Source organism: Micromonospora sp. U56 (assembly GCF_018070095.1).
GTDB classification, from domain to species: Bacteria; Actinomycetota; Actinomycetes; order Mycobacteriales; family Micromonosporaceae; genus Micromonospora; species Micromonospora purpureochromogenes.
Genome location: NZ_JAGPYL010000003.1, coordinates 70740 through 92637, shown reverse-complemented (window position 1 = coordinate 92637; position 21898 = coordinate 70740). Strand labels below are relative to the sequence as shown.

Here is a 21898-nt window from a genome sequence, read left to right as displayed (position 1 = left end):
ACTGTCGAGCGTGACGCAGCCTCCGACGTACCCGACGCCGCCGGCCGGTGGGCCCTCGCCCGCCGCCGGCGGCTTCGCGCCGCCCTCCGGTCCCACCCCCCAGGGGTACACCGTCCCGCCGCAGCCCGGCCCGTACTCCGGGTTGCCGACCTATCCGGCGGGGCCGCCCGGCGCCCCGCCCCGGCTTCCCTTCCCGGCCGTGCCGGTCGCACCGAACGGCCAGCCGCTGGCGAGCTTCGGCGACCGGCTGCTGGCCGTGCTGATCGACGGTCTGGTGATCATGGCGGCCTGCATGGTCGTCATCGTGCCCGCGGTGATCGCCTTCTTCGTCTGGGTGATGCCGGACCTGACCGCCACCGCGCCCGACGGCACCCTGGAGTCGGACCCCTTCGCGGACTTCCTGCTTCCCTTCCTGGCCCTGGAAGCCGCGATCTTCCTGTTCGCCCTCGGTGTCACCTACCTGTTCCACGTGGAGATGATGTTCAAGACCGGGCAGACGGTCGGCAAGCGCGTGATGAAGCTGCGCGTGGTGCCGCTCGACCCGACCCAGCAGCTCGACCGCAGGGCCGCGGCGAAGCGGTGGCTCGCGCACCAGGTCGGCGGGTCGTTCATCCCGGGCTTCAGCTACCTCGACGGCCTCTGGCAGCTCTGGGACAAGCCCTGGCAGCAGTGCCTCCACGACAAGTTCGCCCGCACCGTCGTCGTTAAGGTGTCCGGGTGAGCGTTGAACCAGGCTGGTACGTCGACCCCGCCGACCCGTCGACCAGGCGTTGGTGGGACGGCGAGGGCTGGGTCGGCGCGCCCGTCCCGGTCGACGTCACCCCGCCGGAGGGGCCCCCGCCGCCGGAGCCGACACCCGCCCCGCCGACACCCGCCCCGCCGTCGGCCGCCCCGGCTCCGCCGGTGACCGGGGTGCCGGAGCCGCCCGCTCCACAGGGTGTGCACGGTGGTTACGGTGCTTACGGTGCGCCGCCCGCCCAGGGCGGCCCGCCCGGCGTCGGCGTGCCGCCCGGCCCGGGCGCGGGCCATCCGCAGGGACCGCCGCCGGGCTGGCCGTACCCCACCTGGCCGGGGCGCCCGCCGGAGCCGCGCCCGCACGGCCTGCCGCTGGCCGGCTACGGCGCCCGACTGGTCGCCCGACTGATCGACCTCGGTCTGCTCCTCCTGCTCAACGTGCTGGTCAACGGCTGGTTCGTCTACCGGTACGTCCGCGAACTCTCGCCCGCCCTCGACGAGGCGTGGCGTCGGGCCACCACGGGCGACACCACCAACGCGCCGCTGCCGGCCCCCGGTGAGCAGGCGGCCGGCCTCCTGATCGCCATCCTGGTGATCGCCACCGCGCTCTGGTTCGCGTACGAGGTGCCGGCGATGGCCGCCGGCGGGCAGACCGTCGGCAAGCGGGTGATGCGGATCCGGGCGGTGCCCGTCGAGGCGGACCAGCCGCTCGGCTTCGGCCGCGCGACCCGCCGGTGGAGCACGCTGGGCATGCCCACCCTGCTCTGGTACTGCTGCGGCTTCGGCCTGCTGCTCCAGCTCGTCGACGCGGTCTCGGCCCTCTTCGACCACCCGCTGCGCCAGGCGCTGCACGACAAGCGCGCCCACACCGTCGTGGTGCGGCTGCCGCTACCCGGCGGCCCCGCCACCCCCGCCACCCCGCACGACCGTGCCGACTCCCCGGGAGACACCCCATGACCGACACCGGACGTCACCAGCCCGCGCTGCGCCTGACCCGCGCCGACCTGGACGCGCTGCCGAACTACGTGCCGGGTCGCAGCCCCGCCGACCTGGCCCGGGAGCTGGGCCTGCCGGAGGCGATCAAGCTGGCCAGCAACGAGGTGCCGTACGGGCCGCTGCCCGGGGTGGTCGAGGCGGTCACCGAGGCGGTCACCGGCTCGCACCGCTACCCGGACATGGGCGTGGTGGCGCTGCGCCAGGCGCTGGCCGAGCGGTACGGGGTGGACGCCGACCGGATCGCCACCGGCTGCGGTTCGGTGGCGCTGGCCGAGCACCTGGTCCGGGCCACCTGCCTGCCCGGCGACGAGCTGCTCTACTCGTGGCGGTCGTTCGAGGCGTACCCGATCATCGCGGCGACCAGCGGCGCGACCAGCGTCCGGCTGCCCAACGACGCCGGCCACGGCCACGACCTGGCGGCGATGGCCGTGGCGGTGACCGAGCGGACCCGGATGGTGCTGGTCTGCAACCCGAACAACCCCACCGGTACGGCCGTGCGGCGGGCGGAGCTGGACCGGTTCCTCGACTCCGTCGGCGAGGACGTGCTGGTCGTCATCGACGAGGCGTACCGCGAGTTCGTCACCGACCCGGAGGTGCCGGACGGCCTGACCTACCTCGACCGGCCGAACGTGGTGGTGCTGCGCACGCTCTCCAAGGCCTGGGGGCTGGCCGGGCTGCGGATCGGTTTCCTGGTCGCCGCCCCGGAGGTGGCCGCGGCCGTGCGCAAGGTGGTCACCCCCTTCTCCACCAGCATGGCCGCCCAGGCCGGCGCGCTGGCCGCGCTGGCGCAGGCGGACGAGGTGGAGCGGCGCTGCGCGCTGGTCGTCGCCGAGCGGGACCGGGTCACCGAGGCGCTGCGCAAGCTGGTCCCGGACGTGCCGTCCAGCCAGGCCAACTTCGTCTGGCTGCCGCTGGGCGAGCGGGCGGTGGACTTCGGCAAGGCGTGCGAGGCGCGCGGTGTGATCGTCCGGCCGTTCGCCGGCGACGGGGTCCGGGTCACCATCGGCACCCCGGCCGAGAACGACGCCTTCCTGGCCGCGGCGGAGTCCGCGCTGGCCTGAGCCCGGGACCGGTCCGCCTCCGCCAACCCCGATCGGAGGCGGACCGACACCGGCATGCTATGCAACTTTTGCCGACTTTTGTCCTCTTTGTCGGTCATTCGCTCAGGTCGCCGCGAGCACGACCGGCTCCGCCATCAGGAAGTACCCCTGGTCGTCGTCGTCCGGGCGGGCCCGCTCGCGCAACCGTTCCACGGCCACGTAGCCGTCGGCCGCGTACGCCAGCCCCGGCACCCAGCCGATCCCGTCCTGCCCGAGGGTGAGCGGGAAGCGGGACCGCTGCGCCCCGGTCCGCGGGTCCATGGTGATCAGGTCCCGCTGCCGGCTCAGCACGTGCACCCGGCCGGGCTCGACCGCGACGACCCGCACCTCGCCCAGGTCGCCCCGCCGCCACCGCTTCTCTCCGGTGCGCGCGTCCCAGCCGGTCAGCACGCCGTCGGTGACCGCGATGGCGAACTCGCCGGAGAGGGTGACGTCGTCGGCGCCCAGGGTCGGCGCGGGACGCGGCTCACCGGGGCCGACCAGCCAACCCTGGCCGTCCGAGGTGCGCAGGCCCCGGCACTGCGAGCGCGGGGTCAGGCACCCCAGCGCCGTGACGGCCAGCTCCGGGCCGGCGCCGGGAGGACGCCACCGGGTGCCCACCGCGCCGGTCGTCGCGTCGCGGAACTCCACCGTCGCCGGGCCGGCACAGGCGTCCACCGTCAGGACCTGGCCGGCGGCCGTGGTCCCGAGATCGGTCCGGCAGTCGGCGTCACCGGCGGCCCGCCACAGCTCCCGGCCGTCGGCCAGCGCGTACCCGCGCAGGTCGCCGGCGCCGGACGCCACCAGCGTCGTCCGGCCGCCCGGACCCGACGCGAGGAAGATCCCCCGCGGGTCCCAGACGATGGCCGCGCCGGTGCGCCGGGACGGGAAACCCTTCCCCGGCGCCGGGCCGTCGGCCCGCCAGGCCACCTTCCCGGTACGGCCGTCCAGCGCGACGATCTTCCCGTCGGACCAGCGGCTCACCACCGTGGTACCCGCCACCAGCACCCCGTTGAGCTGGGCCGGCCACCGCCGGTACGACCAGAACGGGGTGACCCGGTGCTTGCTGTCGGCCGGCCGGTCGGCGTAGACCTGGCGCTGCGCCGCGTACACCCGGAGCCGACCGTCGACGATCAGCGGTGCGGCGGGCAGTCGACCCACCACCCCGGTCGCCGGAGTGTCCAGGGGCGGCAGGTCGTCCTGGGCGGGCGTGACGACCTCGGCGGGGGCCAGCACCCGGTAGCCGATGGCGCCGACAACCCCGAGGGCGAGCAGCGCCGCGACCGCGACGGTGATCCGTCGCCGGCCCTTCGGGACACCCATGCGCACCTCCGCCCGGCACCCTACCGAGGCAGCCCGCCGCCGCCCCGCGCAGGTCGCAACGGCGAGGTGCGGCGGTTCAGGCGGCCTCGGCGCCGCTGGCACGCCGGGCGGCGGCGGCCAGGTCGGCGAGGTCACGCCGGATGGCTCCCTCCACCGCCCGCGCGGCCAGCCCGCCGAAGAGCAGCGCGACCACCCGCCCGTACGGGGCGATCGGCACCGCCTGGTGCTCCACGGTGACCGCGGTGCAGCCGCGGCCCCGACGCCGCACGGTGCGCAGGGTCCAGGTGATCCGGTAGTCCACCCCGATGCCGGGAGAGCTGAGCACGAGTCGGTGCGGCGGTCGGGCCTCCAGCACCACGAACTCCTCCGCCTGGTCACCGCCGTCCGGCCTGGTGCGGGTCTCCCGCCAGGCGGTGCCCGGCCCCAGCCGGCCCTGGGTCAGCAGCTCCACGCCGCCGACGGTGCAGAGCCAGTCGGCCCGGACCGGCAGGTCGACTAGGAGCGCCCACACGTCGTCGGCCCGCGCCTCGATGAACTCGGTGACCGTGACCGTCGACATGACACCTCCCGTGGCGTCCACGGTACGGCGCGTGAGGGCGCCACGGGGGGTCCTGCGGTGGAATTTCCGTCACCGGTGCCCCGGATCGGGGCACCGGTGCGGTCCCGCGGCGCGGATCAGGCCCGGGTCAGGGGCGGGTCAGGCGCGGGTCAGGGGCGGAAGCCACCCTGGCGGATCGCCCCGACGAACGCCGTCCAGCCCGGCGGGCCGACGACGAGCACCGGCCCGTCCGGGTCCTTGGAATCACGTATCCCGACCACACCCCGGTCGCGTGCGAGGTTGTCCGCCACCTCCACGCAGAGCCCCTGATCGTTCGACCGACTACTGGTGCGCCAGACCGCGCCAACGAGATCGTCCATGCTCGTACCTCCTGTCCGCTGGGATGTGCCATGCCGGTCACGACCCACGCCGCCCCGGGACGGGACGGCGTGGAGTGGTGACCGAATCCGGTCGATCAAACGCGGCAGGAGGGCCGGCCGGTCGCACAGCCGGTGCGACCGGCGGATACGCGACTCAGCGGGCCGGCAGGATCCGCCCGGTGACCTCGCCCAGGGCGACGGTGGTGCCGTCCGGGCCGGGGGCGGTGGCCCGGATGGTGACGGTGTCGCCGTCCTCCAGGAAGGTGCGGGTATCGCCGCCGCCGACCTTGACCGGCTCGGCGCCGCCCCAGGTCAACTCCAGGAACGAGCCGACCTGGCCGCGGTCCGGACCGGACACGGTGCCGGAGGCGTAGAGGTCGCCGGTGCGCAGCGAGGCTCCGTTGACGGTGAGGTGGGCGAGCTGCTGGGCGGGCGTCCAGTACATGGTCGCGAACGGCGGCTCGGCCACCCGCTCGCCGTTCCACTCCACCGCGAGGCGCAGGTCCAACCCCAGGTGCGGGGTGTCGCGCAGGTAGTCCTGCACCGGCGGGTCCTGCCCCGGCGCCGGCACGAACGCGTCGGCGAGCGCGTCCAGCGGGGTCACCCAGGCCGAGATCGAGGTGGCGAAGGACTTACCCAGGAACGGGCCGAGCGGCTGGTACTCCCAGGCCTGGATGTCCCGGGCGGACCAGTCGTTGACCAGCAGCACACCGAAGACGTGGTCGGTGAAGTCGGCGGCGGCGACCCGGTCGCCGAGGGCGCTCGGCACGCCGACCACGAAGCCCACCTCGGCCTCGATGTCGAGGCGTACGGAGGGGCCGGCGGTCGGGCCCTGCGCGGTGGCGCGCTGCCCGGTGGGGCGGACCACCGGGGTGCCGGAGACGACCACCGTGCCGGCCCGGCCGTGGTAGCCGATCGGCAGGTGCTTCCAGTTCGGCAGCAGCGGCGGCTGGCCAGGGCGGAAGATCTGGCCGACGTTCGAGGCGTGGTGCTCGGAGGAGTAGAAGTCGACGTAGTCCGCCACCTCGAACGGCAGCAGCAGCTCCACCTCGTTGAGCGGGACCAGCAGCGGCTCCACCGCCGCCCGGTGCGCGGTGTCGGTGAGCAGCTCGACGATCCGCTGCCGCACCGCCGTCCACTGCGGGCGGCCGAGCGCCATGAAGTCGTTGAGGGTGGGGCGGCCCAGCGCCCCGGCGGCGAGCACCAGGCCGGCCGCCTCCGCGCCGGCCAGGTCGAGCACGAAGTCGGCGACGCGCACGCCGATCCGCGGCCCGCGCCCGCCGGCCCGGAACACCCCGTACGGCAGGTTGGTCACCCCGTACGGCGAACCGTCGGCACCCGTCACCCAGCTCATCGGTCGAATCCCCCGTTCACCAGCCCCAGCCGGATCAGATCGGTCAGTGGTTCCAGGATGCTGCACGAGCCGAAGCCGACCCAGAGCGGGCGCTCCTCGTCGCGCCGCGCCCGCGCCTGCTCGACCAGGGGCAGCGGGTCGGTCGCGGCGAGCAGGACGGCGACGGCGTCCACCTCGGCAGCCTGGGCGGCGGCGAGCGTCGCGGCCAGCACGTTGCCGAAGCCGTGGTGGGTGAAGCCGGTCTCCGGGTCGAGGTGGCGCAGCGCGTGGTGCAGCCCGGCGGTCAGTTTGAACGGCAGGCCCCGGTCGCGGCAGGCGCAGATCACCGCGGCCAGCTCGACCGGGGTGGGGAAGAGTTCGGCGGCCAGTCCGCCGGTGCGGAACTTCGCCGCGACCGGCAGCCCGTCGGCCCGCGCCGCGGCCAGGGTGTCCAGCGCGCCGGTGAGCCCGAAGGTCAGCGGGACCTCGGCGTAGACGTCGATGCCGGTCAGCCGCTCGGCGAGCTTCAGCAGCTCGGCCACGCCGGGCTGCGGGTCCTCGCCGCGCTTGGCGACCGCCGCCTCGACCTGGCGGACGGTGATCCGGGGATCGGTCCCGGCGAGCGCCGCGCCGAGCTGGCCGATCGGCAGGTCACCGATGACGCCGACGGCGATCCGTTCGCCGGGGCCGAGCAGGTCGGCCAGGGCCGGCAGCGTCGAGGCGGGCAGCAGCAGCGGGCCGACCAGGTCGGCGTACCAGGCGGCGCGGTGCTCGCGGTGCGCGGCGACGGCGTCCGGCAGGGACGCGCTGCCGGGCGGAAAGACGGCAGCGTCGTCGACGAGGCCGGCGAAGAGGCGGGGCACCTGCGTTGACACGAGACAAGAATCTACGGGACGCTACAAGGAACGGACAACAGCGTCCGATTATCGGACGTCACCGGCCGGAGAACGGGACATAACGGGAGGCGACATGCCGTACTACCGCAGCGTCGGCGAGGTGCCCCGCAAGCGGCACACCCAGTTCCGCCAGCCCGACGGCAGCCTCTATGCCGAGGAGCTGATGGGCCAGGAGGGCTTCTCCTCCGACTCGTCCCTGCTCTACCACCGGTACCCGCCCACCGCGATCGTCGCCGCCGAGGAGTTCACCCCGCCGGCGTACACCCGGGTGCCGAACCTTCCGCTCAAGCCGCGCCACCTGCGTACCCACAAGCTCGACGGCACCGGCGCGGACCCGGTCCTCGGCCGGCGCTACCTGCTGGCCAACGACGACGTGCGGATCGCGTACGTGCTGGCCGACCGGCCGTCCCCGCTCTACCGCAACGCCACCGGCGACGAGTGCCTCTACGTGGAGGCCGGCACGCTGCGGGTGGAGTCGACCTTCGGCGTGCTCGACGCGGTCGCCGGCGACTACGTGATCATCCCCACCTCCACCGTGCACCGGCTGGTGCCGACCGGCGACACCCCCACCCGGCTGCTCGCCGTCGAGGCCAGCGGCCACATCGGCCCGCCCAAGCGCTACCTGTCGGTGCGCGGCCAGTTCCTGGAGCACTCGCCGTACTGCGAGCGGGACGTCCGGGGACCGGACGCCCCGCTGCTGGTCGACGGCACCGACATCGAGGTGCTGGTACGCCACCGGCGCGGGTGGACGAAGCACGTCTACGCCAACCACCCGTTCGACGTGGTCGGCTGGGACGGGCACATGTACCCGTGGGCCTTCTCCATCCACGACTTCGAGCCGATCACCGGCCGGATCCACCAGCCGCCGCCCGTGCACCAGACCTTCCAGGGCCCGAACTTCGTCATCTGCTCGTTCGTCCCGCGCAAGGTGGACTACCACCCGGACGCCATCCCGGTGCCGTACAACCACCACAACGTCGACTCCGACGAGATGCTCTTCTACACCGGCGGCAACTACGAGGCCCGGCGCGGTTCCGGCATCGAGCAGGGCTCCATCTCGCTGCACCCGTCGGGCTTCACCCACGGGCCGCAGCCGGGTGCGGCGGAGCGCTCCATCGGCGTCGACTTCTTCGACGAACTGGCCGTCATGGTGGACACCTTCCGCCCGCTCGACCTCTGCGACGCGGCCGGCGAGTGCGAGGACGAGGGGTACGCCTGGACCTGGGCGGGTCGCCCCTAGTTCCCCTCCGGCGCGTCGGGAGTTTCGCCGAAGCCCACCTGCTCCGGACGGTCTGGCCTGATCCCTCTGCTGGTGGTCTCCGGCGAAACCCCCACCTGGTCCGGCTGGTCGTCGTCGGGCGCCGCGTGCCGTGGCCGCAAGTCTGGCTGGTTCCGCCACCAGCGGCGCAGCAGCCAGATCAGCACCGTCACCGGCATGGGCAGCAGCCACGGGCCGGCCACGGTCACGACGACGAGCGGCCACACCGGGTCGACGCCCGGATCGGCCACGCGGTCGAAGACGATCAGCGCCGCGAGCGCCGTCGCGACCAGCTCCGCCCCTTGGTCGCGCACACTGGTCAGGAACTGCCGCCAGCCCTGGCGCTCCGGACGGTCCGGGAACTCCCCTGTCTTCATGATCGTCCACAAGGGTCGCCCCGAAGCGGCCACCAGGTAGGCCAGCGTCATCGGCAGCCTGACGACGGCCACCCATGCCGCGAACGCCGCCGGCCTCTCCGCCACCTCGCCGAGCACGTCCGGTGCGATCCTGGCGGCCACTCGGTACGTGACGAAGAGCAGGACGAAGTCGATCGCCACCCCGAGCAGTGGGATACCCAGCACGAACAGCCGCGCAAGGACCTTGCGCCGGCGCCGGCTCAGCTCGGACATGCCCTCATTGTCCGGGCGGCGGCAAGGGCTGCCCGGCGTCAGGCCGTCGTGCGGGAGAGCACGGCGAGCTCGGCGAGGGTGGCGACGGCGATGGCGAGGACCAGCGGCCACGGGGTGCCGACCAGGGCCTAGAGCAGGATCAGCGCCGGCACGGCGGCCGCCCTGTCCGCGTGGTCGCTGCGACCAGCCCGAGCACCAGGCGCGCCTGCGGCTCCTCGGGGGCCAGCTCCACGCCACGCCAGGCCACGTCCGGCGCCGGCTGCCCGTGCGATCGAGCCCGGGGCTGCAGCGCGGGCGGCGCCGGCGGCGGTGAGCGCCTCGGTGGGCCGGCCCGCCGCCAGGTGGACCCGGGACAGCACGGTCAGCGCCTCGGTGTTGGCGGCTCAAGAGCGACCGCGTAGCCCAGCTCGGCGGCGGCCTCGTCGTAGCGGCCCAGTTCCGCGAGGAACTGGGCTCGTTGCAGGTAGCCGTCGGTCGCGGACCGGTCGGAGGTGGCGTCCCTGGACAGCGCGACGAGCCTAGGCGGCCGGAACCTCGTACACCAGGGCCACCGCGACGCCGGCGAGCCCCTCGCCGCGTCCGGTGAAGCCGAGCCCGTCGCTGGTGGCGGCGGAGACGGTGACCGGCGCGCCGACCGCCGCGGAGAGCACCCGCTGCGCCTCCTCGCGGCGCGGCCCGATCTTCGGACGGTTGCCGACCACCTGGACCGAGACGTTGCCGATCTCGAAGCCGGCCACGCGGACCCGTCGGGCCGACTCGGTCAGCAGCGCCACTCCGGAGGCGCCGGCCCACTCGGGCTGGTCGACGCCGAAGTTCGCGCCGAGATCACCGAGCCCGGCGGCGGAGAGCAGCGCGTTGCAGGCGGCGTGCGCGACCACGTCGGCGTCGGAGTGACCGGCCAGGCCGTCCTGGTCCGGCCAGTGCAGTCCGGCCAGCCAGCAGGGCCGGCCGGGCGCGAAGGCGTGGATGTCGGTGCCGACGGCCACCCGAGGAACGATCATGAGCCGAGGGTACGCGTCAGTGGCCGGCGGCCAGCAGGTGCTCGGCGAGCGCGAGGTCGAACGGGCGGGTGACCTTCAGCGCGTACTCGGAGCCGGGCACGCAGAACACCGGTACGCCCTGCTTCTCGACCAGCCCGGCGTCGTCGGTGAGCGAATCACCCGCGGCGGCGTGCGCGGCGGTCAGCACGCTCCGGCGGAAGCCCTGCGGGGTCTGCACCGCGCGCAGCGCGGAGCGGTCGACGGTGCCGACGACCACCTCGCCCGCGCCGACCTCCTTGATCGTGTCGACCACCGGGAGCACCGGGATCACCGCGTGGTGCCCGGCGCGGACCGCCCCGGCCACCGACTCGACCAGCTCCGGTGGGGTGAGCGCGCGGGCGGCGTCGTGCACGAGCACGATGTCGGGCCCCGGTGGCACGGCGGCCAGGGCGGCCGCCACGGACGCCTGCCGCTCCGCACCGCCGGGCACGACCAGCACCGGCGCCACGGGTGCCAGCAGCCGCCGAACCGCATCCAGCTCGGCCGCCGGGGCGGCCACCACGATGGTGTGCACCGACGGCGCGGCCGCGATCCGGCGTACCGCGTGCACCAGCAGCGGCTCGCCGCCCAGCAGGCGCAGCGCCTTGGGCGCGCCCGGGCCGAGGCGTACCCCGGCACCGGCCGCAGGCACGAGGACCGCGACGTCACCGCGCGGGTTCAGCTGCGCGGTCACGTCGCGGTCCTGGTGGTTTCTTTGCTGCGGGACGGGTACGACGATGCTGTGGGGACTAGGCCTCGCCCAGCACCTTGTCGAGCAGCGTCTCCGCCTCGTCCTTGGTGCTCTTCTCGGCCAGCGCGACCTCGCCGACGAGAATGTCGCGGGCCTTGGCGAGCATGCGCTTCTCGCCCGCGGACAGGCCCCGCTCCCGCTCCCGGCGCCACAGGTCGCGGACGACCTCGGCGACCTTCAGCGGGTTCCCGGAGGCCAGCTTCTCCAGATTCGCCTTGTAACGCCGCGACCAGTTGGTCGGCTCCTCGGTGTGCGGTGCACGGAGCACGTCGAAGACCTTGCCGAGGCCCTCTTCGCCGACCACCTCGCGCACGCCCACGATCTCGGCGTTCTCAGCGGGCACCCGGACCGTCAGGTCACCCTGCGCGACCCTCAGGACGAGGTATTCCCTGGGCTCGCCCTTGATGACCCGAGTCTCGATTGCCTCGATGAGTGCGGCCCCGTGGTGGGGGTAAACAACGGTCTCGCCGACACTGAAAACCATAGGTTCGAAACCCCTTTCGCTGTGTCTAGGGTAACACGCTCAGGCACCGATGTCTCACCGCTGTCCTGACCGTTGGCGCAGCTCAGGGGCCCTGTGAGAGGTATTTCTTCAGCTTGACAGGCAGTCAAACCGATGGTTCGAGCACGCTCCGTGACGAACGGATGACAACCCGGTACGGGTGATCGGAGCGTGGATTTCTCGGGCTACGCGCTTTTCCCATGGTAGCCCGGTAGCGCCCGGCCCGCCCAGGTCTGGCGGCAGGAGGGGCGGTGCGGGACGCTGGAGGGGTACCGCCGTCCGCTCACGAGCCACTTCCCCGGGGGTCCGATGGGCATGCCTGACGCAGAGGGCCACGGCCCGTCCGACGGGCTGCCCGACCTGCCACCGGAGTGGGGTCGGGTGGTCGTACCGGACGACGCGTCGGCGCTGGCCGAAGAGGCCGAGCAGGTCCGTCGCGAGCTGCGGCGCCGCACCTCCGGCGCGCGCTGGCGCCGGCGGTTGGGCCTGACCCCGCGCGCCGACGGCCGGCCACCCCTCGCCCTGCCCGTGCTGATCCTGGTGGTGGCCCTGCTCACCACCATCGGCGGCCTGCTCGCCGTCACCTGGCCCCGCTCGCCCCGGGGCACCGAGCGGCCGACCGTCCTGCCGTATCCCTCGTCCACCTCGCCCGGCACGCTGACCGGCCGGCCGCTGCCGGCGCTGGACCTGGTCGACGCCGACCAGTCGCCGGTGCCGCTGCGGCGGCTGCTGCCCGCCATGATCATCCTGGTGGACGCCTGCGCCTGCGCCGAACAGGTCGCCGCGGCGGAGGCCGCCGCACCCGCCGGAGTCTCGGTGGTCACCGTCACCGGCGGCCGTACGGTCGGCCCCGACCCCGTTCCCGGCGGCCCGGTACGCGCCCTCGCCGACCCGGCCGGCGGCGTACGGGCGGCGCTGCACCTCGACCCCCGCCCCGGCATCGCCACCGGGCTGCTGGTCGACCGCTCCGGCACGGTCCAGCGGGTGATCCCCGACCTGGCCATCGCCGGCGACTACCGCGCCGACCTGAGCCGTCTGGTCCGCTGACCCCGACCCGGCGGTCGCGGTCGCGGATCGCGGTACCCCACACCCGGGGCGGCCGGTCGTGCGGCAGCGCCGGGCGGCCCAGCTCAGGGCAGAGCGACCAGTTGCGCGGCCACCTCGACCGGCCTGGGACCGACGGCGGACAGTTCGATCCGGGTCGGCGCCACCTGCTCGGGCGTAAGGAACTCCGGCTCCATCGGGTGGGGCAGATCGAGCTGACCCAGCTCACCGTCGCAGGTCGACTGGGCGGTGTTCAGGGTCGGACCCTGGATGATCGAGATCAGCAGCTCGCCCGGGCCGGTGCAGCGGTACTGCAGCAGGTGCCGTGCCCCGTCTGCCAACGACTCCCGGCGTACCGGTTTTTGGCCCGGGATCAAGGTCAGGCGCTCCCGCAACAGGGTGTCGGTGAACCGGGGCAGCGCCAGGTCATCGGTGTCACCCGGCAGTTCGGTCGCCTCGATGACGCGGCCGCTCCCGTCGATCCGCACCCGGACGGCCGCGTCGGGGTGCGCGGCCAGCACCTCGTTGAGGGTCTCCGGCGAACGGGACGGGACGACACCGCGCGGTGGCGGGCTCGTCCCCACCGCCACCCCGCGCCGGCCGGTGGCCGGAGCCCCGGCCCACCACCACCAGCCGCCCGCCGTCACGGCGAGCAGCGCCGCCGCCGCCAGCAGGCCGCCGCGCAGCCGATCGTCCCGCCGGTCATCCATCCGGCGAGCGTAACCAGCCGCCACCGAACCCGCCGGCCCGTCGGAGGGCTTCCCGCCCGGAGGACCGGCGAGGGTGGGTTCAGGAACGGCGTTCCAGCAGGGCGGCGTAGAGGGTGAGGCCCGGCCCGAAGGCCAGCATCACGATCCGCCGCGGCGGCACGGCAGCCCGCACCAGCCGGTCCAGGATCAGCAGCACCGTCGGGGACGAACAGTTGCCGTGCTCGTCCAGCGTCGCCCGGGAGGCCACGAGGGCCTCCGGCGGCAGGGCCAGCTCGCGCTCCACCACGTTGAGGATGCGCGGGCCGCCCGGGTGCACCGCCCAGCCGTCCACCTCGGCGATGCCCGTGCCGTGGCGGGCCAGCAGGTCGTCGACCAGCCCGCGAACGTGCGTGGAGAGCACCTGCGGGACCTTCGGCGACAGGCCCATCCGGAAACCGGTGTCGGTGACGTCCCAGGTCATGTGGTCGGCGGTGGAGGTGTCGGTGACCGAGGTGACCTCGCGCACCGCGTACCCGCCGGACGACCCGGGGCCGGCCGCGCCGGGGACCACCACCGCGGCGACCGCGGCGTCGGAGAAGAGTGCGTGCGAGACGATCTGCTGGGTGTCCATCCGCGCGCTGGCCGGCTGGATGTGCAGGCTGGTCAGCTCGGCGCAGAGCAGCAGCGCCGGGCGCCCCCGCGCGGTGACGAAGTCGGCCGCCGCGCCGAGCCCGGGCAGCGCGGCGTAGCAGCCCATGTGCCCGACGAACATCCGCTGCGTGTCGGGGGCCATGCCCAGGTCCCGGGCGAGCAGGATGTCCAGCCCCGGCGTGGCGTACCCGGTGCAGGAGCAGACCACGAAGAGCCCGACGTCGCCGGCGGCGAGACCGGCCGAGGTCAACGCCCGGCCCACCGCCTCCTTGCCCAGCGGCAGCGCCTCGACCTGGTACCGACGCATCCGGCGCTCGGTCGGCCACTCGGAGACGTCCTCCAGCAGCGGGTTGACCGCCGCCTGCCGGCGGGTCACCCCGGAGTTGGCGAAGATCCGCTCGGCGAGCGCCCGGGTGGTGCCGGAGAAGTGCCGGGAGAAGAAGCCCTCCCAGAGCTCGTCCTGCGCGGCCCCCGGCGGCTGCGCCGTACCGAGTCCCGCGATCACTGGTACGGCCATGTCCCCCACCTCTCGTCCCCGACTGCCCGCCCGGCGACCGCCCCCGCCCCAGGAACGACCACCCCCACCGAACTACTCGCCCTCACCGTGCCGCCCTCCGCCCGGGCTGCGGGGCTCGCAGACCCGGCGAACTCCTCGCCCTCACCAACGAGGGGTCGATCCGTCGCGATCCGGGTCCCCGCCCAACGCCGCGATGCCGAGCCAGTCCGCGCAGACGTCCGAGGTCGCGGGGTGCAGCGACCCGCAGCGGGCGTCCCGGTAGAGCCGCTCCAGCGGGTGGCCCCGTCGGGTCGCCGACGTGCCGGCCGCCTCCAGCACGGACGCCGCCACGTCGGCCGCGGTCGTGCCGGCGAGCAGCTTGGCCCGCCAGACCCAACGGTTGGTCTCGGCGTCACCGGGGGCCTCGTCGACCCGGCGGGCGGCCTCCGCCACCACCAGCTGCGCCGCCGCCACCGCCGCGTCGGCCCGACCCAACCTGGCCCGTACCGCCGGCAGGCCGCCCAGGTTGCGGGCGTTCAGGTGCTCGGCCGCCGCGTCCACCGCCGCCCGGGCCACCCCGACGTAGACGGCGGCGTAGCTGGCCACCAGCCAGTGCGGCATCAGCTGGGCCACCACCAGCGCCAGCCCCTCCACCCCACCGAGCAGCCGGTCCGCCGGGACGGTCACGTCCAGGTGCAGGTCGTGCGAGCAGGTGGCCCGCATGCCGAGCGAGTCCCAGGTCGGCTCCACGGTCAGCCCCTCGCCGGCCGGCACCAGGAACTGGGAGACCACCGACTGGTCGGCGGCGCTGCGCGCGGCCACCAGATAGCCGTCCGGGTGCCCGGCGCCGGAGCAGAAGGTCTTGCTGCCCTTGAGGTGCCATCCGCCGTCGACCGGCTCGTAGACCGTGCTGAGCTGGGACAGCCGTGCGCCCGCGCCGCGTTCGCTCATCGCGACCGCGTACCAGGAGCCCTCGGCCGCCGCGCGGAGCAGGCGGTCCCGGGCGGCCAGCGCCTCGTCGGGTACGCCCAGCGCCTCGGCCAGTTCCTCGGTGACCGCGCCCAGCGCGCCGGTGACCGAGGCGTGCATGTTGAACACCAGCGCGGTCGCGCCGTTGCCCCGGGCCAGCTCGGTGGCGACGGCCGCGTACTCGGCGAAGGTTGCGCCGGCCCCACCCAGCTCGCGCGGCACCATCAGCCCGAAGAGCCCGGCCTCGCGCAGGTCGGCGAAGTCATCCACGGGGAACGAGCCGTCCCGGTCGTGCCGTGCCGCCCGCGCGGCGAACCGCGGCGCCAACCGGCGGGCCGCCTCCAGCGCGTTCACCGTCATGTCCCCCCTCCTGCGTCCCTGTACCCCCGGCGCGGTCCGGTTACCCGTGCCGCACCCCGTGTCCCTGGTAGAGCACGGCGACCGACCGGGTCGGCTTGATCCGGGGCTGCCGCCCGTCGACCGTCCCGGAAGGACGCCCGCGGGCCCGTCGGACGAGCCAGGCCAGCGTCCCGCGCAGACTCGGCCGGATGCCCCGGATCCGCAGGTGGACGCCGTGCCGCGCGCACTCGGCCACCAGTTCACGAGCGTCCACGAACAACCGTGGATCGTGGATGCCCCGGGGGACCGTCGGCAGCCGCTCCCCGATGCGTACCGCCACCAGCCGGGCCAGCGCGGTGTCGTTGAGGGTGTCCAGCACCAGGAGGCCGCCTGGGCGCAGCAGCCGGCAGGCCTCGGCCACCACGCGCCGCCAGTCCGGTACGTGCTCCAGCAGCTCGCCGGCGGCCACCACGTCGGCACAGCCGTCGACCAGCGGCACCGCCGTGGCGTCGCCGTTGACCACCGTCACCCCGTGCGCGGCGGCCTGCTCCAGCGCGGACCGGGTCAGGTCCACCCCGACGTGCCGGTAGCCCTTGCCGGCCAGGTGCGGGGCGAGCAGCCCGGCACCGCAGCCCAGGTCGACCAGCAGGGCGTCGGGCCGGGTGGCGGGCGGCACCAGGGCGGCGCGGGACCGGGCCAGCCAGTGCAGCATGGCGAACGCGCCGTCCGGTCGCCACCATTCGCCGGCCAGGTCGTCGTACTGGCGGGGGTCGTTGGGTGGCAGGACGCGCGGCGGAGTGGACACGGGACCGTTCCGCATGGACCGAGCGTGGCACGACTCCCCGGTAACGACCAGACTTCCCTTATGTCGTCGACGGTGTTAGGGCTGGTCAGGGCGAGCCATCCGGAGCCGTCCGCGGCGGTCACCGCGGTCTCCGGTCTGCTCGCGTGGGGGGCCGGGCACTCCCCGACCGGCGTCGCCGCGGTCACCGCGACGGTGCTGGCCAGCCAACTCGCCGTCGGCTGGACCAACGACGCGCTGGACGCCGGGCGGGACGCCGCGGTGGGGCGTACCGACAAGCCGGTCGCCGCGGGCGCGGTGAGCCGGCGCACGGTGGCGGTGGGCGCGGTGCTCGCGGCCCTGGCGACCCCGCTGCTGGCGCTGACCACCAACCCGACCGCCGCGCTCTGGGTCACGATCGCCCTGGTCTCGGCGCTGCTCTACGACTGGCCGCTGAAGTCCAGCCCGGTCTCCGTGCTGCCGTACGCGGTCTCCTTCGGGGCGCTGCCCGCCGTCGTGGTGCTGGCCCTGCCCGGCGCGCCCGCGCCACCGGCGTGGCTGGTCGCCGCCGGGGCCTGCCTCGGCGCGGGGGCCCATTTCGCCAACGTCCTGCCGGATTTCACCGACGACGCGCGCACCGGGGTGCGCGGGCTGCCGCACCGGCTCGGCCCTGCGGGCAGCCGGGTCGCCGCCGCCGCGCTGCTGCTGGCCGCGACGGTCGTCCTGGTCGTCGGGCCGCCCGGGCCGCCGTCCTGGCTGGGCCTGTCGGCCGTGGCGGCCGCCGCCGTGGTGCCACCGCTCGGCTGGTACGGCGGGCGGCGCGCCGCAGGCGAGGCCGGCGGACGGCCGGTGACGGCTTTCCGGGCGGTGATGGTGGTGGCCCTGATCGATGTGGTGCTCCTGGTCGCGAGCGGTCGGGTGATCTGACCGGCACCCGGCCAGGTGGCAATACCGGGTCGCCGTGCGACCGTCGATCAGCCCCAACTACCCTGGAGCGCGGTCTGCGCGGGTATGACCACCCCGCGCCCGGGGTACGGCCGGGTGGGGATCGTGACGAGGAGGACCGACGTGACGCGCTCGATCAGGGGTTCCCGGCGGGCGGCCCTGCTGCTGTCCGGCATGGCGGCGGCGACCGCCCTGCTGGCGACGGGATGCGGGGCCGGCCAGGTGGCCGAGACCGCCAACAAGGCGCCGTCGATCCAGGGCATCAACGTCCAGACTCCGGACAACGCCTACAAGGTGCGCGGCCTCTACGTGGATTACCCCGGCACCGAGGGCCTGCGCACCGGTGCGAACGCCGCGCTCAACGCCGTGATCTACAACGACACCCGGGACCCGGTGACCGTGACCGTCACCACGGACAGCGCGCGCGAGGTCGTGATCACCGGCAAGCCGGGCTCGACGCCCCCGCCGGAAGGCACCGCGCCGTCGGAGAGCGCGTCGCCGTCGGAGAGCGCCACCCACGCCGAGAGCCCGTCGCCGTCCGGCTCGGCCTCGGCCAGCCCGTCGGAGAGCGTCTCGCCCAGCCCCTCGGCCCCGGCCGGCCAGCCGGCCCGCTTCGAGATCCCGGCGCAGAGCTACGTGCAGCTGAACGTGCAGGGCGGCCGTTACCTCCAGCTCGTCGGGCTGACCGAGGCGCTGCGCGTCGGCCAGCAGGTCAACCTGACCTTCGACTTCGGCAACGGCAGGACGATCCAGACCGGCGCTCCGATCGGCGTGCCGCTGACCCCGGCCGCCCCGGTCTCCCCGATCATCGAGCGCGAGGGCGGCTACGAGGGCGGTGGCGAGGAGGGCGGCTCCGGCCACGGCGGCTGATCCCCGCACGGAACTGTCGACACCGCCGGCGTGGTGACCACCACGCCGGCGGTGTTTTCGTCGTACCAGGGGGTTAGCGTCCTGTGGTGACCACCTCCCGATCGACCCCGGCACGGGGTGGCGCGGCCTCCGGCGCCGCCCGCGGCCGGGCCGCCCGCGAGCCCCGCCCGGCCTACGAGTGCGACGCCTGCGGGCACCAGCCACCCAAGTGGGTGGGGCGCTGCCCCGAGTGCGGTGAGTGGGGCTCGGTGGTCGAGTGCACGGTGACCGGGCCGATGGTCTCCGGCCGGGTGATCAGCTCCCGGCTGCCGGCCGAGCCGGCCCGGCCGATCGCCACGATCAGCGCCGCCCCCGCCCGGGCCCGGCCCACCGGGGTCAGCGAGCTCGACCGGGTCCTCGGCGGCGGCCTCGTGCCCGGCGCGGTGGTGCTGCTCGCCGGCGAGCCAGGGGTCGGCAAGTCGACGCTGCTGCTCGACGTGGCCCAGCAGTGGGCCGCCGGCGCGGGCAGCCCCTCCCTGGTGGTCAGCGGCGAGGAGTCGGTCAGCCAGGTCCGGCTGCGCGCCGAGCGGATGGGCACCCTGCACGACCAGCTCTACCTGGCCGCCGAGAGCGACCTGAGCGCCGTGCTCGGCCACCTCGACGCGGTCAAGCCGGGGCTGCTGGTGCTCGACTCGGTGCAGACCATCTCCACCACCGGCACCGAGGGGGTGCCGGGCGGGGTCACCCAGGTGCGGGCGGTCACCGCCGCCCTGGTCGCCGTCGCCAAGGAGCGCGGAATCGCCACCGTGCTGGTCGGCCACGTCACCAAGGACGGCCAGGTCGCCGGTCCCCGGGTGCTGGAGCACCTGGTCGACGTGGTCCTGCACTTCGAGGGCGACAAGCACTCGTCGCTGCGGATGGTCCGGGGCGTCAAGAACCGGTTCGGCGCCGCCGACGAGGTCGGCTGCTTCGAGATGCACGAGGGCGGCATCAGCAGCCTTGCCGACCCGTCCGGGCTCTTCCTGACCCGCTACTCGGAGCCGGTGCCCGGCACCTGCGTGACGGTCGCGATGGAGGGGCGGCGGGCCCTGGTCACCGAGGTGCAGGCGCTGATCGGCGCGACGGTGGCCGGCTCGCCGAGGCGGACGGTCTCCGGGCTGGACGGGGCCCGGCTGGCCATGGTGCTGGCCGTGCTCCAGCGCCGCACCGAGCGGCTGACGCTGCACGACCGGGAGGTGTTCGCCGCCACCGTCGGTGGCATCCGGGTGGTGGAGCCGGCGGCCGACCTGGCCGTCGCCCTGGCCGTCGCATCCGGCGGGCTCAACCTGGCCATCGCGCCCAACCTGGTGGCGATCGGCGAGGTCGGGTTGACCGGCGAGGTGCGGCGGGTGGGCGCGGTCCCCCGCCGGTTGGCGGAGGCGGCCCGGCTCGGCTTCCGGGTGGCGCTGGTGCCGCAGGGCTGCGGGCCCGGCAGCACCGGGGCGGGCCCGGACAACATGCGAGTGATGGAGGTCACGGACGTGCGCTCGGCGCTGCAGTGTGTCGCCCGCGCATCCGCCGAATGACCGACGGTGGCCGCCGGGCCGGACCGCGCGGGCCATACCGGACACGCCCGACACAGCCGCCGGCACTTCAGGGATCCGACGCCGTGACACATCACGGTAACCACGACAGCACCCACCGCACGGCAGTCCGTAGACTGTGCGCGTGCCGACCGACCGCGATACCACCAAGCCTGCCGGCGCGACGCCCCACGCCCGCACCGCTGCCGTGGGCTCGCCCGCCCGCCCGATCAGCGTGAGCGTGACCGGAGGCGCCGGGAGCGCCGGCGATCCGCTGCGGGCGAACCTCGCCCTGATGGCGCCCGGCACCGCGCTGCGCGACGGCCTCGAGCGGATCCTCCGGGGCCGCACCGGCGCCCTGATCGTGCTCGGCTACGACAAGGTCGTCGACCAGATCTGCACCGGCGGATTCCCGATGGACGTCGAGTTCTCGGCCACCCGGGTCCGCGAGCTGTGCAAGATGGACGGTGCCGTGGTGCTCTCCAGCGACGGCACCCGGATCGTCCAGGCGGGCGTGCACCTGATGCCCGACCCGTCCATCCCGACCGAGGAGTCCGGCACCCGGCACCGCACCGCGGAGCGGGTCGCCCGGCAGACCGGCTATCCGGTCATCTCGGTCAGCCAGTCCATGCGGATCATCAGCCTCTACGTCAACGGCCAGCGGCACGTCCTGGACGACTCGGCGGCCATCCTGTCCCGGGCCAACCAGGCGCTGGCCACCCTGGAGCGCTACAAGCTCCGCCTGGACGAGGTCTCCGGCACCCTCTCCGCGCTGGAGATCGAGGACCTGGTCACCGTCCGCGACGCGGTCGCGGTGGTGCAGCGGCTGGAGATGGTCCGCCGGATCGCCGACGAGATCGCCGGGTACGTGGTCGAGCTGGGCACCGACGGCCGGCTGCTCGCCCTCCAGCTCGACGAGCTGATGGCCGGCGTGGACGCCGACCGCACCCTGGTCATCCGCGACTACCTGCCCACCGGCCGCAAGTCGCGGACCCTCGACGAGGCGCTGGTCGAGCTGGACCTGCTCGGCGCCACCGAACTGATCGACCTGGTCTCGGTGGCCAAGGCGATCGGCTACCCGGCCGCCTCCGACGCCCTCGACGCGGCGGTCAGCCCGCGCGGCTTCCGGCTGCTGGCCAAGGTGCCCCGGCTGCCGGTGGCGATCGTCGACCGGCTGGTCGTGCACTTCGGCAGCCTCCAGCGGCTCCTCGGCGCCACCGTGGAGGACCTCCAGGCCGTCGACGGGGTCGGCGACGCCCGGGCCCGGGGCGTACGGGAGGGGCTGTCCCGGCTCGCCGAGGCGTCCATCCTGGAGCGGTACGTCTGACCGGTCCGGTCAGCCGGTGATGACCAGCTTCACGGGCTCGCTGAGCTTGGTGCCGACCCGGGCGAAGACCTGGTACGTCCCGGCGGGCGGGGTCGGCCCGGCGGCCACCCCGCCGGCGCACCGGCTGACGTCCTTGCCGTTCCAGGTCAGCTGGTAGGAGCGCTCGAAGCCCGGGGTGAACGACTGCACGTCCGAGCCCTTGCCGGTGCCGCAGGTGTCCGACGACCAGACCTTCTCCGCGCCCCGCTTGACGTAGAGCTCCTGGAGGTCGGCCCCGACGTCCCGGCTGCAGGTCCGCTGGGCGGTGTTCTTGACCCGCAGCGTCAGGTCGACCAGGGCGCCCCGGCGCACCTCGGACGGGAGCGCCTGCGACGTCACCCTCAGCTCGGCGTCCGTGCAGGTGCCGTCATCGACCACGGTCGGGCCGGCGGGCACGACGGGCGGCGCGGCCGGCGGCGCGGTGGTCGTACCCGGATCGCCGGCCGGACCGCCCCCGGAGTCCGGCGCCTCCGGCGTGGCCGTCGGTGCGGCGGACCCGGACGCGGGCGCCGAACCGGTCGATGCCGGATCGACGGCCGGCGACGTCGGGGTGGACCTGGCCTGCGGTGTCGTCGCGGTGTCCCCCGACTGGTTGCAGGAATAGAGCAGGACAATCAGGAAGAGAAGCCCCGCTCCGAGTACGACGGCTCGACGCCGCCAGTACACGGCGGATGGCAGAGGACCGACCGTCAGACGCATGATGCCCCCACCGTAGCGGCGCACCGCACTCCGACCCGTCGCGACGCGCCGGACACGGCCCGGATCACG

General features: G+C 74.6%; 23 protein-coding genes and 1 pseudogene. 9 read left to right on the top strand and 15 right to left on the bottom strand.

Annotation, left to right across the window (positions count from 1 at the left end; all coding sequences use genetic code 11):
* The first annotated feature begins 10 nt into the window (after positions 1 to 10).
* From KBX37_RS34115 to hisC, 3 genes are read left to right on the top strand one after another with little or no spacing between them, the layout of a single operon-like run.
* Positions 11 to 721, top strand: a complete 711-nt coding sequence (locus KBX37_RS34115; RefSeq protein WP_210774237.1) for an RDD family protein — start codon at positions 11 to 13, stop codon at positions 719 to 721.
* Positions 718 to 1692 carry an RDD family protein gene (locus KBX37_RS02700; RefSeq protein ID WP_210774236.1) on the top strand — a complete coding sequence of 325 codons (975 nt, stop codon included), beginning with the start codon at positions 718 to 720 and terminating at the stop codon, positions 1690 to 1692. Before KBX37_RS34115 ends, KBX37_RS02700 begins: the two co-directional genes overlap by 4 nt.
* On the top strand, positions 1689 to 2792 hold the full coding sequence (hisC, locus tag KBX37_RS02695; protein ID WP_210774234.1) for a histidinol-phosphate transaminase: 1104 nt from the start codon (positions 1689 to 1691) through the stop codon (positions 2790 to 2792). Before KBX37_RS02700 ends, hisC begins: the two co-directional genes overlap by 4 nt.
* A 102-nt stretch (positions 2793 to 2894) precedes the next feature.
* On the opposite strand, the gene KBX37_RS02690 is transcribed toward hisC, so the two are convergent.
* The 5 genes from KBX37_RS02690 to KBX37_RS02670 form a co-directional block, all read right to left on the bottom strand.
* Positions 2895 to 4133 carry a PQQ-binding-like beta-propeller repeat protein gene (locus tag KBX37_RS02690; RefSeq protein ID WP_210774232.1) on the bottom strand — a complete coding sequence of 413 codons (1239 nt, stop codon included), beginning with the start codon at positions 4131 to 4133 and terminating at the stop codon, positions 2895 to 2897.
* A gap of 76 nt (positions 4134 to 4209) precedes the next feature.
* Positions 4210 to 4692, bottom strand: a complete 483-nt coding sequence (locus KBX37_RS02685) for an SRPBCC domain-containing protein (RefSeq protein WP_088959981.1) — start codon at positions 4690 to 4692, stop codon at positions 4210 to 4212.
* Between the two features lie 149 nt (positions 4693 to 4841).
* Positions 4842 to 5051, bottom strand: a complete 210-nt coding sequence (locus KBX37_RS02680; RefSeq protein ID WP_210774230.1) for a DUF397 domain-containing protein — start codon at positions 5049 to 5051, stop codon at positions 4842 to 4844.
* 154 nt (positions 5052 to 5205) lie between these two features.
* Positions 5206 to 6405 (bottom strand): fumarylacetoacetase, encoded by a 1200-nt coding sequence (gene fahA / locus KBX37_RS02675; RefSeq protein ID WP_210774228.1) that lies wholly within the window; start codon positions 6403 to 6405, stop codon positions 5206 to 5208.
* Positions 6402 to 7259, bottom strand: a complete 858-nt coding sequence (locus KBX37_RS02670; RefSeq protein WP_210774226.1) for a hypothetical protein — start codon at positions 7257 to 7259, stop codon at positions 6402 to 6404. Before KBX37_RS02670 ends, fahA begins: the two co-directional genes overlap by 4 nt.
* Positions 7260 to 7353: 94 nt before the next feature.
* Here KBX37_RS02670 and KBX37_RS02665 point away from each other — a divergent pair, with 94 nt between their 5' ends.
* Entirely contained in the window at positions 7354 to 8520 is a 1167-nt protein-coding gene (locus KBX37_RS02665; RefSeq protein WP_210774224.1) for a homogentisate 1,2-dioxygenase, read from the top strand.
* Here the strand turns inward: KBX37_RS02665 and KBX37_RS02660 are convergent.
* From KBX37_RS02660 to KBX37_RS02645, 5 genes and pseudogenes are all read right to left on the bottom strand, one after another.
* Complete coding sequence (locus tag KBX37_RS02660; protein WP_210774222.1) at positions 8517 to 9095, bottom strand: hypothetical protein; 579 nt, start codon at positions 9093 to 9095, stop codon at positions 8517 to 8519. The genes KBX37_RS02665 and KBX37_RS02660 overlap by 4 nt on opposite strands.
* Before the next feature lie 247 nt (positions 9096 to 9342).
* A pseudogene (locus KBX37_RS34110) lies at positions 9343 to 9675 on the bottom strand (tetratricopeptide repeat protein); the annotation flags it as partial.
* Between the two features lie 10 nt (positions 9676 to 9685).
* A complete protein-coding gene (gene ispF / locus KBX37_RS02655) occupies positions 9686 to 10168 on the bottom strand; it encodes a 2-C-methyl-D-erythritol 2,4-cyclodiphosphate synthase (RefSeq protein ID WP_210774220.1) in 483 nt (160 codons plus the stop codon).
* 16 nt (positions 10169 to 10184) lie between these two features.
* Positions 10185 to 10880, bottom strand: coding sequence for a 2-C-methyl-D-erythritol 4-phosphate cytidylyltransferase (gene ispD / locus KBX37_RS02650; RefSeq protein ID WP_210774218.1), 696 nt, complete (start codon positions 10878 to 10880; stop codon positions 10185 to 10187).
* A 55-nt stretch (positions 10881 to 10935) separates the two neighbouring features.
* Positions 10936 to 11421, bottom strand: a complete 486-nt coding sequence (locus tag KBX37_RS02645) for a CarD family transcriptional regulator (protein ID WP_088959974.1) — start codon at positions 11419 to 11421, stop codon at positions 10936 to 10938.
* A gap of 327 nt (positions 11422 to 11748) precedes the next feature.
* Between KBX37_RS02645 and KBX37_RS02640 the strand changes: the two genes are divergently transcribed.
* Complete coding sequence (locus KBX37_RS02640; protein WP_210774212.1) at positions 11749 to 12486, top strand: hypothetical protein; 738 nt, start codon at positions 11749 to 11751, stop codon at positions 12484 to 12486.
* 83 nt (positions 12487 to 12569) lie between these two features.
* On the opposite strand, the gene KBX37_RS02635 is transcribed toward KBX37_RS02640, so the two are convergent.
* From KBX37_RS02635 to KBX37_RS02620, 4 genes are all read right to left on the bottom strand, one after another.
* Entirely contained in the window at positions 12570 to 13193 is a 624-nt protein-coding gene (locus KBX37_RS02635; protein ID WP_210774211.1) for a hypothetical protein, read from the bottom strand.
* A 79-nt stretch (positions 13194 to 13272) separates the two neighbouring features.
* On the bottom strand, positions 13273 to 14340 hold the full coding sequence (locus KBX37_RS02630; protein WP_210774210.1) for a type III polyketide synthase: 1068 nt from the start codon (positions 14338 to 14340) through the stop codon (positions 13273 to 13275).
* 141 nt (positions 14341 to 14481) lie between these two features.
* The gene (locus KBX37_RS02625) at positions 14482 to 15648 is read right to left on the bottom strand and encodes an acyl-CoA dehydrogenase family protein (protein WP_210774209.1); all 1167 of its coding nucleotides are present in this window, start codon (positions 15646 to 15648) and stop codon (positions 14482 to 14484) included.
* Between the two features lie 40 nt (positions 15649 to 15688).
* The gene (locus KBX37_RS02620; RefSeq protein ID WP_210774208.1) at positions 15689 to 16447 is read right to left on the bottom strand and encodes a methyltransferase domain-containing protein; all 759 of its coding nucleotides are present in this window, start codon (positions 16445 to 16447) and stop codon (positions 15689 to 15691) included.
* Positions 16448 to 16492: 45 nt separating this feature from the next.
* Here KBX37_RS02620 and KBX37_RS02615 point away from each other — a divergent pair, with 45 nt between their 5' ends.
* The 4 genes from KBX37_RS02615 to disA all read left to right on the top strand — a co-directional run bounded on the left by KBX37_RS02615 (position 16493) and on the right by disA (position 21091).
* A complete protein-coding gene (locus KBX37_RS02615) occupies positions 16493 to 17335 on the top strand; it encodes a UbiA family prenyltransferase (RefSeq protein WP_210774206.1) in 843 nt (280 codons plus the stop codon).
* 141 nt (positions 17336 to 17476) lie between these two features.
* A complete protein-coding gene (locus KBX37_RS02610; RefSeq protein WP_210774204.1) occupies positions 17477 to 18223 on the top strand; it encodes a copper chaperone PCu(A)C in 747 nt (248 codons plus the stop codon).
* 86 nt (positions 18224 to 18309) lie between these two features.
* Positions 18310 to 19767, top strand: coding sequence for a DNA repair protein RadA (gene radA, locus KBX37_RS02605; protein WP_210774202.1), 1458 nt, complete (start codon positions 18310 to 18312; stop codon positions 19765 to 19767).
* A 142-nt stretch (positions 19768 to 19909) separates the two neighbouring features.
* Positions 19910 to 21091, top strand: a complete 1182-nt coding sequence (gene disA, locus KBX37_RS02600) for a DNA integrity scanning diadenylate cyclase DisA (RefSeq protein WP_210774200.1) — start codon at positions 19910 to 19912, stop codon at positions 21089 to 21091.
* 9 nt (positions 21092 to 21100) lie between these two features.
* Here disA and KBX37_RS02595 read toward each other — a convergent pair whose 3' ends face one another.
* Complete coding sequence (locus tag KBX37_RS02595) at positions 21101 to 21829, bottom strand: hypothetical protein (RefSeq protein WP_210774198.1); 729 nt, start codon at positions 21827 to 21829, stop codon at positions 21101 to 21103.
* Between the last annotated feature and the right edge of the window lie 69 nt (positions 21830 to 21898).